At 66.3% G+C, this 15131-nt stretch carries 17 protein-coding genes; 15 read left to right on the top strand and 2 right to left on the bottom strand.

Annotated features, from left to right (window positions below; all coding sequences use genetic code 11):
* Nucleotides 1-115: 115 nt before the first annotated feature.
* Nucleotides 116-1627: an MFS transporter gene (locus Y958_RS21305; RefSeq protein ID WP_186291387.1), complete on the top strand. Its 1512-nt coding sequence runs from the start codon at nucleotides 116-118 to the stop codon at nucleotides 1625-1627.
* On the opposite strand, the gene Y958_RS21310 is transcribed toward Y958_RS21305, so the two are convergent.
* Nucleotides 1571-2074, bottom strand: coding sequence for a PaaI family thioesterase (locus Y958_RS21310; protein ID WP_088873853.1), 504 nt, complete (start codon nucleotides 2072-2074; stop codon nucleotides 1571-1573). The two genes, Y958_RS21305 and Y958_RS21310, sit on opposite strands and share 57 nt — an antisense overlap.
* Nucleotides 2075-2257: 183 nt before the next feature.
* Between Y958_RS21310 and ppk2 the strand changes: the two genes are divergently transcribed.
* From ppk2 to Y958_RS21325, 3 genes are all read left to right on the top strand, one after another.
* Complete coding sequence (ppk2, locus tag Y958_RS21315) at nucleotides 2258-3241, top strand: polyphosphate kinase 2 (protein ID WP_244909496.1); 984 nt, start codon at nucleotides 2258-2260, stop codon at nucleotides 3239-3241.
* A gap of 117 nt (nucleotides 3242-3358) precedes the next feature.
* Entirely contained in the window at nucleotides 3359-3604 is a 246-nt protein-coding gene (locus Y958_RS21320) for a type II toxin-antitoxin system Phd/YefM family antitoxin (protein ID WP_088873854.1), read from the top strand.
* A gap of 48 nt (nucleotides 3605-3652) precedes the next feature.
* Entirely contained in the window at nucleotides 3653-4003 is a 351-nt protein-coding gene (locus Y958_RS21325) for a type II toxin-antitoxin system VapC family toxin (RefSeq protein ID WP_211098639.1), read from the top strand.
* A 23-nt stretch (nucleotides 4004-4026) separates the two neighbouring features.
* Here the strand turns inward: Y958_RS21325 and Y958_RS21330 are convergent, their stop codons facing one another.
* Complete coding sequence (locus tag Y958_RS21330; RefSeq protein WP_088873855.1) at nucleotides 4027-4815, bottom strand: class II aldolase/adducin family protein; 789 nt, start codon at nucleotides 4813-4815, stop codon at nucleotides 4027-4029.
* A 106-nt stretch (nucleotides 4816-4921) separates the two neighbouring features.
* Between Y958_RS21330 and Y958_RS21335 the strand changes: the two genes are divergently transcribed.
* From Y958_RS21335 to Y958_RS21380, 11 genes are all read left to right on the top strand, one after another.
* On the top strand, nucleotides 4922-5617 hold the full coding sequence (locus Y958_RS21335) for a Crp/Fnr family transcriptional regulator (RefSeq protein WP_186291388.1): 696 nt from the start codon (nucleotides 4922-4924) through the stop codon (nucleotides 5615-5617).
* 29 nt (nucleotides 5618-5646) lie between these two features.
* Nucleotides 5647-6558 (top strand): LysR family transcriptional regulator, encoded by a 912-nt coding sequence (locus Y958_RS21340; RefSeq protein WP_088873857.1) that lies wholly within the window; start codon nucleotides 5647-5649, stop codon nucleotides 6556-6558.
* A gap of 70 nt (nucleotides 6559-6628) precedes the next feature.
* Nucleotides 6629-8083, top strand: coding sequence for a 3-isopropylmalate dehydratase large subunit (leuC, locus tag Y958_RS21345; protein WP_088873858.1), 1455 nt, complete (start codon nucleotides 6629-6631; stop codon nucleotides 8081-8083).
* A complete protein-coding gene (gene leuD, locus Y958_RS21350) occupies nucleotides 8083-8697 on the top strand; it encodes a 3-isopropylmalate dehydratase small subunit (RefSeq protein WP_088873859.1) in 615 nt (204 codons plus the stop codon). The genes leuC and leuD overlap by 1 nt, the downstream gene beginning before the upstream one ends.
* A gap of 138 nt (nucleotides 8698-8835) precedes the next feature.
* Nucleotides 8836-9303 (top strand): VOC family protein, encoded by a 468-nt coding sequence (locus Y958_RS21355; RefSeq protein WP_088873860.1) that lies wholly within the window; start codon nucleotides 8836-8838, stop codon nucleotides 9301-9303.
* Between the two features lie 183 nt (nucleotides 9304-9486).
* Nucleotides 9487-10500, top strand: a complete 1014-nt coding sequence (locus Y958_RS21360; protein WP_186291389.1) for a retroviral-like aspartic protease family protein — start codon at nucleotides 9487-9489, stop codon at nucleotides 10498-10500.
* Nucleotides 10501-10859: 359 nt separating this feature from the next.
* Complete coding sequence (locus tag Y958_RS31535) at nucleotides 10860-11279, top strand: pepsin/retropepsin-like aspartic protease family protein (RefSeq protein WP_145960800.1); 420 nt, start codon at nucleotides 10860-10862, stop codon at nucleotides 11277-11279.
* Nucleotides 11170-11949 (top strand): aspartyl protease family protein, encoded by a 780-nt coding sequence (locus tag Y958_RS21365; RefSeq protein WP_088873862.1) that lies wholly within the window; start codon nucleotides 11170-11172, stop codon nucleotides 11947-11949. The genes Y958_RS31535 and Y958_RS21365 overlap by 110 nt, the downstream gene beginning before the upstream one ends.
* Before the next feature lie 439 nt (nucleotides 11950-12388).
* The gene (locus tag Y958_RS21370; RefSeq protein ID WP_186291390.1) at nucleotides 12389-12964 is read left to right on the top strand and encodes an RDD family protein; all 576 of its coding nucleotides are present in this window, start codon (nucleotides 12389-12391) and stop codon (nucleotides 12962-12964) included.
* A gap of 84 nt (nucleotides 12965-13048) precedes the next feature.
* Nucleotides 13049-13675 carry an RDD family protein gene (locus tag Y958_RS33095; RefSeq protein WP_088873864.1) on the top strand — a complete coding sequence of 209 codons (627 nt, stop codon included), beginning with the start codon at nucleotides 13049-13051 and terminating at the stop codon, nucleotides 13673-13675.
* Nucleotides 13650-15080, top strand: a complete 1431-nt coding sequence (locus Y958_RS21380; RefSeq protein WP_088873865.1) for a short-chain fatty acid transporter — start codon at nucleotides 13650-13652, stop codon at nucleotides 15078-15080. Before Y958_RS33095 ends, Y958_RS21380 begins: the two co-directional genes overlap by 26 nt.
* The last annotated feature ends 51 nt before the right edge of the window (nucleotides 15081-15131 follow it).

Genomic DNA, 15131 nt, shown 5'->3' on the forward strand with positions numbered 1-15131 from the left:
TGACCGCCACCGGATGTTGTTTCCTGGGATTGGCCTGGGTCGGAAGCGGGAGGATGGCACCGCTGTCATTGCCGCCGCCACCCTGGCCCCAAGAGAAGAATTCCCCGGGGGGAAGATGGCATACGGACAGGCGCCCGTCGCCTTGAAGACCAAGCTGGGCTACGCCATCGGTGACTTGGGCCTGAACCTGCACTGGCAGGCGATGACCCTGTTCCTGGCCTATTTCCAGACGGATGTGCAGGGCGTGCCCCCGGTGTGGGTGGGCGTGGGTTTCCTGGTGGCCGCCATCGCCGATGGCCTGGCCAATCCCCTGATGGGCGTGTGGGCCGACCGCACCAGCACGCGATTGGGCCGGTACCGCCCCTTCATCCTGTGGGGCGGCGTGCCGCTGGGCGCCGTCATGGCGGCCTGCTTCACCGCGCCCGGCTTCGGCCAGGGCGGCCTGATCGCCTACGCCATCCTGAGCCACATGGCCTGGCGCGGCGTCTACACCATCGTCTCCATCCCCTACGCCTCGCTGTCCGCCCGCATCACCCAGGACGCGGAGGAACGCTCCAGCCTGACCGGCTACCGCATGACCTGCGCCTTCATCGGCGGCATCACCGTGTCCTTCCTGCTGCCGGCCCTGGCCGCCCGCATCGACCGGATGGCGGCGGGGGGACACGGGGGTGCCTATGCGGGTTTGGGCTACAGCATCAGCGGCCTGGTGGTGGGCACCCTGTCCGTCGCCCTGTTCTGGCTGTGCGCCAGCGTGGTCAAGGAAGAACCGTACCCGGCCCTGACGCCCGCCTCGCGCGCCACGCTTGACAGCGATGTCGTCGGCTTCCTGCGCACGTTGGCCCGCTCCGGCCCGCTGATGCGCCTGCTGGTCTCCATCGGCTTCATCCAGGTGGCGGGCGCTTTGCAGTTCCGCAACCTGGTCTATTTCTTCAAGTATGACGTGGGCGACATGGACCTGGCCGCCTACGCCATGCCCGCCTTCTCCGCTGCCAGCGCCGTCAGCGTGCCCTTCTGGGTATGGCTGTCCCGCCGCACCAGCAAGAAGGTGTCGTGGCAGATGGGAACGGGCCTGGCGGCGCTGTCCTCCCTGGCCTTCCTGACGGCGCCCAGCGACCGGCCGGCCCTGGCGGTGGCAGCCATCGCCGCCCTGTTCGTGGGCTGCACCGTCCACGCGGTGGGCTTCTGGGCCATGCTGCCCGACCTGGTCGATTACAACGAATGGCGCTTCGGCCGCCGGGACGAGGCCAAGATATTCGGCGTGGCCTCGCTGGCGCAGAAGGTGGCGCTGGGCCTGGCCGGCGCCCTGCTGGGCTGGCTGCTGTCCGCCATCGGCTTCGTGCCCAACGCCGCCCAGTCGGCGGAAACCTTGAGCGGCCTGCGCCTGCTCATGTCCCTGCTGCCCTGCGGCCTGTTCATCGCCACCCTGGCGTTGATGGCGGGCTATCCCCTGGACGGCGCCCTGCACCGGCGCATCGTGGAGGAACTGGACGGGCGGGCGGGCGGCGGAACACCGCCCACCGCGCCTTTACCGGCCAACAATCCAGTCGCCGGCAGCCCAGCCCAAAGTGGGTCAGGCCTTGGGCGGCCGGGGGTCGAACACCAGGCACGTGGTGGTGCCGTGGGCTAACAGCCGGCCGTCGGCGTCGACAAGGCGGCCTTCGGAGGTGGCGGTGCGGCCGCCGGCGTGGATGATGCGACCCTCGGCCCGCACCGGGCCGGTGGCCGAGGTCACGGCCCGGATATAGTTGATCTTCAGTTCCAGCGTGGTATAGGCGCGCCCGCCGGTCAGCGTGGTCTGCACGGCGCAGGCCATGCAGCTGTCCAGCAGGGTGGCGATCCAGCCACCATGCACCGAACCGATGGGATTGTAGTAGGCGTGGGCCGGCGTACCGGTGAAGACGGCGTAGCCGTGTTCGGCATGGCTGAGCGTGAAGCCCAAGGTGTGAGAGATGGGCGGCGGCGGAAGGTCGCCCGCCATCATGGCACGCAGGAAATCCAGCCCGTCCATGCGGGCCAGCGCCGCCATGCGCTCCGCCTCGCCCACCTGCTTGTCGGCCTCACCCGGGACAACCATCGTTGGTCCTCTTGATCGTAGTGCGTCCCCGCCATCCTGCCCCAGTGACTTTCATTATGCAATCCTCATAACCGAAGGGCGCATTGACATGGCGCAAGGATGGGGTGCCCATTCAGGGACAAGGTGCCTGGCAAGGAACCGCAACGGTTCACCCGCGCACATTACTGGGAGGCCTGAGACGCCATGGCCGGCAAGTCCAAGAAGCATGCGAACCAGAACACGCAGCACACGAATGGCGCCGCCCAAGGCGGCGAGGCGGGCGAGCCCACACCGGAAGAGATGGCAGACATCAGCCCGGCCCCGCCGCTGGACGGCGAAATCCTGCGCAACGCCAAGGAACATAAGCGCATCGAGGACCGCTGGCACATCCTGGGACCGGGCAAGCCCGGCCGGCCGGCCAAGCACTACAAGTATATCGATGAGCTGGCGCGCTTGCAGTTCGAGTTGCTGAAGCTGCAGGAATGGGTGCGCATCCAGGGCCTGAAGGTGGTGGTGCTGTTCGAGGGCCGCGACGCCGCCGGCAAGGGCGGCGTGATCAAGCGCATCACCGAAAGCCTGAACCCCCGCATCTGCCGCGTGGTGGCCCTGGGCACGCCCACGGAGCGGGAAAAGGGCCAGTGGTACTTCCAGCGCTATGTCCAGCATCTGCCCGGCCCCGGCGAGATGATCCTGTTCGACCGCAGCTGGTACAACCGCGCCGGTGTCGAGAAGGTCATGGGCTTCTGCACCGAGGATGAGTATCAGGAGTTCCTGCGCGCCTGCCCGCTGTTCGAGGAGATGCTGGTGAAATCCGGCATCATCCTGATCAAGTACTGGTTCTCGGTCAGCGATGAGGAGCAGGAGAAGCGCTTCGTGGAGCGCATGCACAACCCCATGAAGCGCTGGAAGCTGTCGCCCATGGACCTGGAGTCGCGCGGCCGCTGGGTGGAATATTCCAAGGCCAAGGACGTGATGCTGGCCCACACCGACCATGCCCATGCGCCCTGGTACATCGTCGACGCCGACAACAAAAAGAAGGCGCGCCTGAACTGCATCGCCCACCTGCTGCACCAGATTCCCTACAAGGATCTGAGCCCGGTGGAACTGCCCCTGCCCCCGCGCCAGCCGGACAACGGCTACAAGCGTCCCAAGAAGTCGACGCAACACTGGGTGAATGAGGGGTATTGACGGCGAGCCGGCCTGGCGAAGCCCTACGGCCCCGCTCGACCGTGCAAGGCTGATTAATGTTCCGTCGCTTTCATATAAAATGAGATTGGTCGATTCGACTGGTCGAAAGTGAAAGTTATGCGCGAAGTTCAATCGTCGGAAGCCAAAACCCACCTGCCCCAAATCCTGGATGAGGTGGAGCGTGGGGAGACCATTATCATCACCCGGCACGGCCGCCCCATCGCGCGGCTCATTCCTGAAGCGGAGAGCCGGCAGGAGGAGATCGACCGGGCCATTGAGGGCATCCGCGGCCTTCAGCAGAAGACTGGCCGAATTTCCCTGGACGACCTGCTGTCGGCTCGTCACGAAGGGCACAAATATTAATGCCCTTCGTGATCGACGCGTCTGTCGCCGCCTGTTGGGCCTTCAGAGATGAAGACCACCCCATCGCCACGCGCGCTTGAGCGAATTCGCACGGACCGCGCACATGCCCCCGCCCTCTGGTGTTTTGAAGTCCGCAATACGTTGATCGTCAGCGAGCGCCGCCGGCGGCTTACTCCGGAGGATACGGCGGCCTTTCTGTATCGGCTCGCCAGGCTAGGCGTGATGGTGGAGCGTTCTCCGGATGAAACCGCCGTTCTAACTCTGGCGCGCCAGCACCGGCTGACCGTCTATGACGCGGCCTATCTGGAACTGGCGCAACGACAGGCTCTGCCTTTGGCCACCCTTGACCACGCCCTCGCCGAGGCCGCCGTCGCCGTTGGCCTGAACCTGATTTCCTGAGCCGTACCCAACATTGCCTAGGATCAGTCCTGATACCCCGGCATCTGTCGCGCCAGCCGGCGCAGCAGGGCCGGCCAGACCAGCAGGTTGGCGGCCTGGGACACGCCCATGCGGCTGATGTGGATATTACGCTCGATGGCTTCATGGGCGGCGGGGTAGAGCGGCCGGCCCATGGTGAGCGTGCGCACCTGCATGGTGCAGGACCGTTCCAGGAAATACATGCGGGTGAACGCCTCCGCCACCGTGCGGCCCACCGTCAGGGTGCCGTGGTTGCGCAGCAGCATGGTGTTCTTGGTGCCCAGGTCGCGCTGCAGGCGCGGGCGCTCGTCATGCTCGAACGCCACCCCTTCGTAGTCATGATAGGCCAGGTCGTCGATCACCAGCTGCGCCGTCTGGTTCAGGGGTAGCAGCCCTTCTTCCAGAGTGGAGACCGCCGTGCCATCGGCGGTGTGCAGATGTAGGACGCAGCCCGCATCCTCGCGCACCTGGTGCACGGCGGAATGAATGGTGAAGCCCGCCGGATTGACAGGGAAGCCGGTGTCCAGCACCACCTTGCCGTCCATGTCCACCTTCACCAGGCTGCTGGCCGTGATCTCTTCGAACAGCATGCCGTAGGGATTGATGAGGAAGTGGTGCTCCGGCCCCGGTACCCGGGCCGAAATGTGGGTGAACACCAGATCGTCCCAGCCGAACAGGGCCACCAGGCGGTAGGCCGCCGCCAGGTCGACGCGCAGCCGCCATTCCTCGGCCGAGACGCGGTCACGCAGGGGCGGCTGGTCGGTGGGGGCCAGCCTGGGCGCGGTGTCGAACATGGAATCCTCCCGATGCTTTTATGATGCGCACAGCCTACGCCTGGATGGTTGCCAAGAATGTCGCGGATTTGACAATCTGAGCCGAACCGTTTTGGGGGAGTGGAAGGTGGACAAGCGCGCGGTGGCCCAGGTGCTGGAGGGGCGGGGGTGGCTGGCGGAGCAACCGGCGGATCTGCGCGCCGAGATCCTGGCGCGGGGGCGACTGCGGACCTACGCCGACGGCCAAGCGGTCTATCGCGGCGGCGACGCGCCGGATGGGCTGTACGCCCTGGTCACGGGCCGCATGCGGCTGGCCACGGTGCAGGAGGATGGTCGGGAGGTGGTGATCCTGCACGCCGGGCCCGGCCATTGGTTCGGCGAGGTGTCCATGGTCGACGGCCTGCCCCGGGGGCAGACGGCGGTGGCGCGGGGGGAGAGCGTGGTGCTGCACCTGGCGGCCCAGGCCTTCGCGCAGATCGTCGGGGCCGATCCCCGCCGCTGGGCCAATTTCGCCGGCATCCTCAGCCGCCATCTGCGCCAGGCCACCCATTATCTGGGCGAGGTGCTGGCCCTGCCCACGCCCCAGCGCACCGCCCGCCTGCTGGCGCTGCTGTGCCGCCTGGAGGAGGCGCCGCCGGATGACACGGGATGCGCGCCCGTGCTTCTGCCGTTGTCGCAGGAGGATCTGGCCGGCATGCTGGGCCTCAGCCGCCAGACGGCCAACCGGGCGCTGGGCCGGCTGGAACGGGCCGGCTTGGTGCGCCGGGGCTATGGCGGCATTGAGGTGCGCGACGCTGGCGCGTTGGAGCGCTTTGTCGACTAGGGATGGGCGACCGAGGGCGGGAACCGGATATGGAAGTGGCGTGGCTGGAGGATTTTCTGGCGGTGGTGGCGCACGGCGGCTTCTCCCGCGCGGCGGAGAACCGCAACATCACCCAGCCCGCGTTGAGCCGCCGCATCCGCGCGCTGGAGGACTGGGTGGGCACACCCCTGTTCCACCGCACCACCCACACGGTGGAGCTGACCGCCGCCGGCGAATCCTTCCAGGTGACGGCGGAGGAGACGCTGCGCCGCCTGGCCAGCGGCCGGGATGAGGCGCGGGAGGTGGCGCAGGGCCATACCGAGCTGCTGCGCTTCGCCGCCACCAACGCCCTGTCGCTGACCTTCTTCCCCGCCTGGCTGCGCCGGGTGGAGGCAACGCTGCCCTTCAACATCAACGTCCAGATGGTGGCCAACCACATGGAAATCTGTGAACGCATGATGATCCAGGGCCAGTCGCAGTTCCTGCTGTGCCACCATTATCCGGCGGCCAGCACCCTGCTGGCGTCCGCGCAGTTCCGCTCCGTCCATATCGGCGACGACGTGTTGGTGCCGGTCAGCGCGCCCAACGCTGAGGGGCGGCCCCTGCACAGCCTGCCCGGCGACGCCGACGCGCCGGTGTCCTACGTCGCCTATCGCCCGGAGTCCGGCATGGGCCGCATCGTGGCGGCGGCGCTGGAGACGGCTCTGCCCGCCACCCACCTGAAGCCCACCTTCACCTCGCACCTGGCCAAGCTGCTGGTGACCATGGCGCTGGACGGGCGGGGCCTGGGCTGGTCGCCCCTGAGCCTGGTGGCGGAGCATCTGGAGCGCGGCGAGTTGGTCCGGGCGGGCGACGCCGGCTGGGACATCCCGATGGAAATCCACCTCTACCGGTCGCGCGCGCGCCAATCCGCCGTGGCGGAAAAGTTCTGGGCGCACGTGGCCGGGGGTACCGCCGCATAAGCTTATAACCAGACGGCATTGGGCGAAGGCTGGGGCGGCCGCCATAGTGGTTTCCATAGGGAGAAGCCGCATGCCGCGCACGCTGTACGACAAGATCATCGACGCCCATACCGTCTGCCGCCTGGATGACGGCGGCCCCCGCCCGGAAAGTGAGCGGGCAGGGGAACAGCTGCTGCTGTACGTCGACCGCACCATCCTGAACGAGTACACCAGCCCCCAGGCCTTCAGCGGCCTGCGTGAGGCGGGACGGCCGGTGTGGAACCCGGCGGCCGCATTGATGGTGGTGGACCACGTGAACCCCACCGCCAGCCACCGCACCCTGGAGGTGGCGGACAGAGAGGCGGCGGCGCAGATCGCCTATTTCCGCGAGAACGCTCGCGATTTCGGCATCGAGCTGTTCGACATCCTGGATCCGCGCCAGGGGATCGAGCATGTGGTGGCACCGGAGCAGGGGCTGGTCATGCCGGGCATGGTGGTGGCGGCCGGCGACAGCCACACCACGGCCTATGGCGCCCTGGGCGCCCTGGGCTTCGGCATCGGCACCTCGGACATCGAGCATTACCTGGCGACCCAGACCCTGGTGTACCGCCGGCTGAAGACCCTGCGCATCGCGGTGAACGGGGCGCTGGCCCCCGGCGTGACGCCCAAGGATCTGGTGATGGAGGTCATCCGCCGCATCGGCGCCGATGGCGCCACCGGCTACGCCGTGGAGTTCGCCGGCCCCGCCATCGCCGCCATGGGCGTGGAGGGGCGCATGACCGTCTGCACCATGATTGTGGAGGCCGGGGCCCGCGGTGCCGTCATCGCGGCGGATGAGAAGGTGCTGGCCTACATCCACGGCCGGCCCCGGGCCCCCAAAGGGGCGCTGTGGGACCAAGCGGCGGAGGCCTGGCTGGCGCTCAAGACTGACGAGGGCGCCCTCTTCGACCGCGAGGTCCACCTGGCTGCGGAAGACGTGGCGCCCATGGTCACCTGGGGCACCAGTCCCGACCAGGCGGGCGTCATCACGGCGACAGTGCCGGCGCCGGAGGGCGAAGCCGAACCCGGCCGCCGCGCCGCCCTGACCCGCGCCCTGGATTATATGGGCCTGGCGCCGGGGACGGCGCTGGACGGCATCGCCATCAGCCATGCCTTCATCGGGTCCTGCACCAATGCCCGCATCGAGGATTTGCGCGACGCCGCCCGTGTCCTGCGCGGCCGGCGGGTGGCGGCGGGGGTGAGGGCCATCATCGTGCCGGGGTCGACCCAGGTACGGGCGCAGGCGGAACGCGAGGGGCTGGACCGGGTGTTCACCGACGCCGGCTTCGAATGGCGACAGTCCGGCTGTTCCATGTGCCTGGCCATGAACGACGACGTGCTGCGGCCGGGCGACCGCTGCGCCTCCAGCACCAACCGCAATTTCGAGGGCCGACAGGGCAAGGGCGCCCGTACCCACCTGATGAGCCCCGCCATGGTGGCCGCCGCCGCCGTCGCCGGCCACCTGGCCGACGTCCGTACGTTCAGCACCCAGGAGGAGGTCGCCTGATGCAGCCCTTCATCCGTGTCACCGGCCCGGCCGCCCCCTTTCCCCAGCCCAATGTCGACACCGACGTCATCATGCCCAAGCAGTTCCTGAAGGGCGTGGACCGCAAGGGACTGGACCGGGGCGCGTTCTATGACTTGCGCTTTGGCGCCGACGGCCAGCCGCGCCCCGACTTCATCCTGAACCGCCCCGGCTGGCAGGACGCCCGCTTCCTGGTGGTGGGGCCCAATTTCGGCTGCGGCTCTTCCCGCGAGCACGCCGTGTGGGGCTTGGCCCAACTGGGCATCCGCGCCCTGATCGGCACCAGCTTCGCCGGCATTTTCAACGACAACTGCCAGCGCAACGGCATCCTGACGGTGACCCTGGACGCCGCCGTGATCAATGACCTTATGGCCCGAATCAGCCGGCCGGGCGCCAACGGCCTGACCGTCGACCTTCCCGCGCAAACCATCACCGTGGACGCCGACGGCCACACCATCCCCTTCGCCGTCGAGGCCTTGCGCCGTGACGCTCTGATCCAGGGCCTGGATGGCGTCAGCGCCACGCTGGCCCGCCACGCCCAGGCCATCCGCGCGTTCGAGGCCAGCCACCGCCAGGCCAACCCCTGGTTCTACTGAGCCGCTGATCCGTGCGCGCGGCGGCCTGGGAGGCATCCTGAAGGGTGCGTGGGGAGGTCATCCCGACCGTGTAGGATGGTTGGCGCCGGTCAAGGGACAGCTGGCCGGCCACGACACCGAACCGGGAGGAGACCAGCCATGACCGAGCCCAATCCGCGCCACCCCTTGCCCCACCTGACGGTGGACAACGCTGCCGCCGCCATCGACTTCTACACCCGCGCCTTCGGCGCCACCGAGGCCAGCCGCCATCTGACACCGGACGGCCGGGTGCTGCACGCCAGCCTGGTGTTCCCCGACGGCGGCGTGCTGATGCTGAACGACGACTTTCCGGAATATGCCGGCGGCCGCAGCCGTAGCCCGAGAGCCGTCGGCATCTGTTCCATCACCCTGCACATCACCGTGGCCGACGTGGACGCCGCGTGGGAACGGGCCGTGGCGGCCGGCGCCACCATCGCCATGCCCCTGGCCGATCAGTTCTGGGGCGACCGGTATGGCAAGCTGACCGATCCCTTCGGTCAGGATTGGTCGCTGTCCAGTCCGCGCCGCAAGCCCTCGGCGGAAGAAATGGCCGAGGTCACGGCCCAGATGTTCCCGGCCAAGGGCTGATCGCCGCCTCGCAAATCCCTGGTGCTGCCGGGGCCGTGCCGTACTATCCTGGCGCCAGAAACCGGCGCCTGGGGCGCGCCGGCCCCGGTGAACGGGGATTGGGGGGCATATATGGTTCTGACTGCAAGGGGTGCGGGCCCGGCCGCGGTGGCGGGCCCCGCGGCGGTATGGCGTCGGCTCATCATGCTGGCCAAGGTCGGTGGCCTGTTGTGCCTGGGCTTGGCGGCGTCACCCGCCGCGGCCGAAAAGTCCAAATGCCAGCTGCAGCCGGTGAGCAACCTTGCCATCACCATGGACCGGAACATGCCCCTGGTGGACGTGGGCATCAACGGCCAGCAGGTTCACATGCTGCTGGACACCGGCGCCGATACCAACTTCATCACCAGGCCGGCCGCCGAACGGCTGAAGCTCCGCCATGGGTGGGAGCCCGGCCTGCATGTCGAGGGTGTGGGCGGCCGCGTCGCCCTGTATTCCAGCCAGATCGACGACATGACGCTGGGCAACTGGCTGGTCCATCGGGTGGAGATGCCGGTCTTAAGCAACCACGACATTGGCGACGGGCCGGACGTCGTCGGCGTGTTGGGCGAACGCTTCCTGTCGAATTTCGACCTGGACATCGACATCGCCCACAACCGCCTGGTCCTCTTCCATGCCGAGGATTGCGAGCATACCGCCCTGGCGTCCTATTGGGGCGTCCCCTACGACTACACGAAGATCGAGCGCATGCGGGAGGATGGGTCGCCGATCTGGCTGACCGTCCTGGTCAACGGACAGCCGGTGCGCGCCATCCTGGATACGGGCGCCGAGACATCGGTTATGACCTTGCAAACGGCGGCGCGGGTGGGCATGACGCCGCAAACTCCCGGCGTCACGCACGCCGGCAAGTCCGGCGGCATCGGCAATGACGCGGTCGACGATTACGTTGGCCTGTTCGACAGCTTCAAGCTGGGGGATGAGGAAATCCGCCGCGTGCACCTGCGCTTCGGCGAAATGTTCGGCAACGGAGGATGGGACGTGCCCGAGATGCTGCTGGGCCTGGACTTCCTGCGCGCCCACCGCGTGTTCATCTCGCACAGCCAGCACCGGCTCTATTTCGCCTATGTCGGCAGCGGGCCCATCTTCCAGGTCATGGGCCCCCGGCTGCCTCGCGCCGACCAGGCGGCCGATACGGCGCCGGCGGAGACGGAAGGGCACTGAAGCCCGCCAGACTGACCCTAACGAGTGATGTCACGTCGTTCCTGGCGCTGGATCATCGGGACCAGCGACATAATTGCATTTCAATATGTTCCACCTTCCACAACCAGCAGGGGTCGTGGCACTGTTTTCGCAATGGCCGCGCGTGGTGCGATGGCCTAGGGGATAGTCTGACTGTGACGATGGGGAAACCGGCCCCGGCTGGGGATCGGCATGGTCCCGGTGCCGGCGCGCCGGGCGGAATGCTTGAAGGCCGCACCAGCGCGAACCCGCCCGGTGGTGAAGCCCATGGATTCGATGGCCGGCCCCAGCGCAGCAACCACCCGACCAAACCGCCCGAAGCCATCAATGCAGGAAGAAGCATGACCATGACGACGCGCCGCCGTCGCACCCTCCGCCACCTGGCGGTGGCGACCCTGGGCCTGACCCTGGCCTGCGCCACGGTGGGCGCGCACAGCAACGCCCAGGCGGGCGAAGACAAGCACAAGTGCCAATTGCTGCGAGTCGGCACCCTAGGCTTGACCATGGACGCCAACATGCCCTTGCTGGACGTGGGTGTGAATGGCCAGGACGGCTATCTGATCATGGACACCGGCGCCACTTTCGGCACGATCACCAAGCCGGCGGCGAAAAGGTTGCAGTTGTCCGGGCATTGGGTGCCGGGAATTTTACATGGAAGGCGTCGGGGGCCGGGTCAGCGTCGAGGAAGCCAGGATCGACGAACTGCGGCTGGGCGATTGGAAAGCCCATCACATCGACTATCCGGTATTCACCAATCATGACCTGTCGGACAATGAGAAGATATTCGGGCTCATGGGGGAGAATTTCCTTTCCAAGTTCGACCTGGATATCGATATAGTCCATAATAAAGTCAGTCTTTTTCAACCCCAGAACTGCGACGACGTCGCCTTGGCCTATTGGACTGATACTTACAACGAGGCGGAAATCAGCCGCTTCTCAAAAGAGAATCCGAAGATCTGGTTGAAGGTCCTGCTCAACGGTGAGGAAATCCGCGCCATTCTCGACACCGGCGCATCCACTTCGGTGATAACAGAACGGGCAGCGGCCCGGGCAGGGTTGACACCGGAAAGCCCCGGCGTGACGCGCAGCGGCAAATCAGCGGGCATCGGCGACGATCAGGTCCAAGACTATATCGGCGTGTTCGACAGCTTCCGCCTCGGGGATGAGGAGATTAAACACGTCCGCCTGCGCTTCGGCGAATTGTTCAGCCATGGCGGTCGCGAGGTACCGGAAATGCTTCTGGGCCTGGACTTTTTACGTGCCCACCGCATGTTCGTCTCCCACAGCCAACGCAAGATTTATTTCTCGTATGTCGGCGGTCCGGTTTTCCAGGTGATGGGTCCACGCCTGCGCCGGGTGACGCCGGAGGCGGAACCAGCGGCGGAGGGCGAATCCCCCGCACCCCAGGCGGATGATAAAAAGCAGCCCTGAGCCGTGTGCCCATCACGACGCCAGGGCCCTGCCCACCCTGGTGATTATGGCGAGCCGCCCGCAATGCCCCCTCGGGAATTGAAATGCGCTGACCCAGGGCGCCAGGACGTTGTGCGAACCGTCACAACTCGTCACAAGTCGCCGTGCAGTCAACAAATCGTAACGCTCACCCCCTTGCCCTATTGGAGAGAGAGTGATAAGAGTCGCCACACAATAATCACAGCGCCATTTACTTGGGATGAACGGCCAATTAACTCGGCAAACCATCCTGATTTAACGTAAACGGCGCTTTAATGGCGATAATATTTCAGGCACTGCCGCCGCCTTCACCGGCCCCGTCTCATTCAAGACGGTGACACTTGTTGTGGCGGCATTGTCCACATGCTCCGATGGGCCTACCCTCATGGACCCACCCCTCAACCAACGGACAAGAGGGACCATGAGCGTCGAGACGGCCGTCCCCACCCTTCCCTTACAAAACAGCACCATCCCCGTTGGCTGGACCTACGGCGGCTTTTGGCGCCGGGCGCTCGCGGCCCTCATCGACACATTAATCCTGTTCGTCGTCTCCCTGACCCTGGCCGTGGCTTTCGGCTATCCGCTCGCGCCGCAGATGTCGGCCGGATCCGGGGCTCCACCGGTGGCCCTAGGCACGGCGACGGTGGTGAACATCGCGCTGTACCTCACCTACCATACGCTGTTCGTCGCCAGCGGCATGCGGGCGACGCCGGGCAAGCGCTTCATGACCCTGGTCGTGGCCCGGCCTGATGGTGGACGGGTGGGCCCCGGCATCGCCTTCGCCCGCATCGGCGTGCAGGAACTGCTGACCCTGCCGCTGCTGCTGATGCAATCCCAGGCCAAGACAGCACCGCTGTTGTATCTGGCGGTGGCACTGGTCGTCTGCGTGGCCCTGCTGGTCAACTACCTGATGGTGGCCTTCACCGACCAAAAAACCGCCGGCCATGACCGCATCTGCGGCACCCGGGTATTCAAGACCCCGGATGAGGGGATATAATTTGAAGACTGCCCCCTTCCAATCAGCGTGCTCGGAGCCGTATTGACCATCTTGGTACCAAACCCCCAGGCGTCCTCAGATGCAATGGAATGGGCGGGGTTTTGGCCACGTGCCGGCGCCCTAGCGCTCGATTTGCTTATTCTTTTCCCGCCAATGTGGGCACTATCGCTCCTCTTTGGTTATCCAATATTTGGGCAGCGATCGCCAGACGGCCAAGTCGATTTTCCATTGACAGCCTCTATTACTAATTCTCTGATATGGCTTCTTTATTCTACTATTTTTATTAGTAGCCCCCTAAAAGCAACGCCGGGCAAGCGCCTTATGAGGTTGACGGTGGGCCGTCCCGATGGCGGACGTCTGTCATTTTCCCAAGCCTTCGCGCGAATTGGCGTCCTATTTCCGCTGAATCTTCCCTTTTGGCTGGAGCATGCCAATCTTGGCGTTCATCAGTCTTTCCATTGGGCCGTTCTCTTGGCCGATTTTGTCTTGGGCATAGACGTTCTACTGCTGATCTTCACGCGAAGGAACACAGCAGGTCATGACCTTCTGTGCGGCACTCGGGTTTTCCGCGGGCCCCCCCACGTCCGCCACTTCAAGCGCCTGACACCCCACCTTCCGCTGGTTTTCCCCGCCCCCGCCGCTAAGGTTAATGGCGGCGGGGGAGACCCGCGTGGAGGACACGTGAATGGCAATCAACAAGATGGCCGGTAAGACGGCAGGTGACGCCGGGGCGGGCGACGAAGGGGTGCTGGCGCGTTGCGCCGTTGCCTTCACCCGCTGGGCGGAGAAATGGTTCCCCGACGCCTTCGTGTTCGTCGTCCTGGGGGTCATCATCGTCGCCGCCGGCAACCTGGCAACGGGCGCGCCGGTGGGTGCCGTCGCCACCGGCGTGGGCGATGGGTTCTGGTCCCTGATCCCCTTCACCATCCAGATGTCCATGGTGGTGATCACCGGCTATGTCGTGGCCAGCTCGCCGCCCGTGCTGCGGCTGATCGAATGGCTGGCGCGGGTGCCGGCCACCGGCCGGGGGGCGGTCGCCTTCACCGCCTTCGTCAGTATGGCGGCCTCCTACCTCAACTACGCCCTCAGCCTGGTGCTGGGCGCCCTGCTGGTGCGGGCGCTGGCCCGGCGCCAGGACATCCGCGTGGATTACCGCGCGGCGGGGGCGGCGGCTTACCTGGGCCTGGGCGCCACCTGGGCCCTGGGCCTGAGCTCGTCCGCCGCCATGCTGCAGGCCAACCCGGCCAGCCTACCCAAGGCGGTGGCGGACATCACCGGCATCATCCCCCTGAGCCAGACCATCTTTCTGTGGCAGTCCATGGTCATGGGCCTGGTGATTCTGCTGGTGTCCGTCGCCATCGCCTATTATTCCGCCCCCGGCGACGCGCAGGCCCGCACCGCCGCCGACCTGGGCGTGGACGTGACGGAGGCCGCCGCCGAGACAGGTGCCGCCACCCGGCCGGGCGATTGGCTGGAGCTGACGCCCATCCTGCCGCTGGTCATCGTGGCGCTGGGCGCCGGCTTCCTGGTACACGAGTTCCAGAACAAGCCGGCCCTCGGCGTCATCTCCAACCTCAACACCTACAACTTCTTCTTCATCATGCTGGGCCTGCTGCTGCACGGGCGGCTGCGCAGCTTCCTGAACGCGGTGTCGAAGGCCGTGCCCAGCACCGCCGGCGTGCTGATCCAGTTCCCCTTCTATGGCGCCATCGCCCAGCTGCTGACCCAGGTGCCGGGGTCGGATGGGCAGTCCATCTCCCATCACCTGGCGCATCTGTTCGTCAGCCTGGCCAGCGGCGGCACCTTCCCCGTGGTCATCGGCATCTATTCCGCCATCCTGGGCTTCCTGGTGCCCTCGGGCGGCGGCAAGTGGATCATCGAGGCGCCCTACGTCATGCAGGCCGCCATCGATGTGAACGCCCACAAGGGCTGGGCGGTGCAGGTCTACAACGCGGCCGAGGCCCTGCCCAACCTGATCAACCCTTTCTGGATGCTGCCGCTGCTGGGCGTGCTGGGCCTGAAGGCCAAGGATATTGTGGGCTTCAGCTTTACCCAGCTGCTGTTCCACCTACCTTTGGTGCTGTTCCTGTTGTGGCTGCTGGCGCCGGCGGCCTGACAGCGCCACCGGCCCGGTTGCAAAAACGCCGCAGGGTCGCCGTGAAATTGA

This window comes from Nitrospirillum viridazoti CBAmc (genome assembly GCF_000730165.1).
GTDB lineage: Bacteria > Pseudomonadota > Alphaproteobacteria > Azospirillales > Azospirillaceae > Nitrospirillum > Nitrospirillum viridazoti.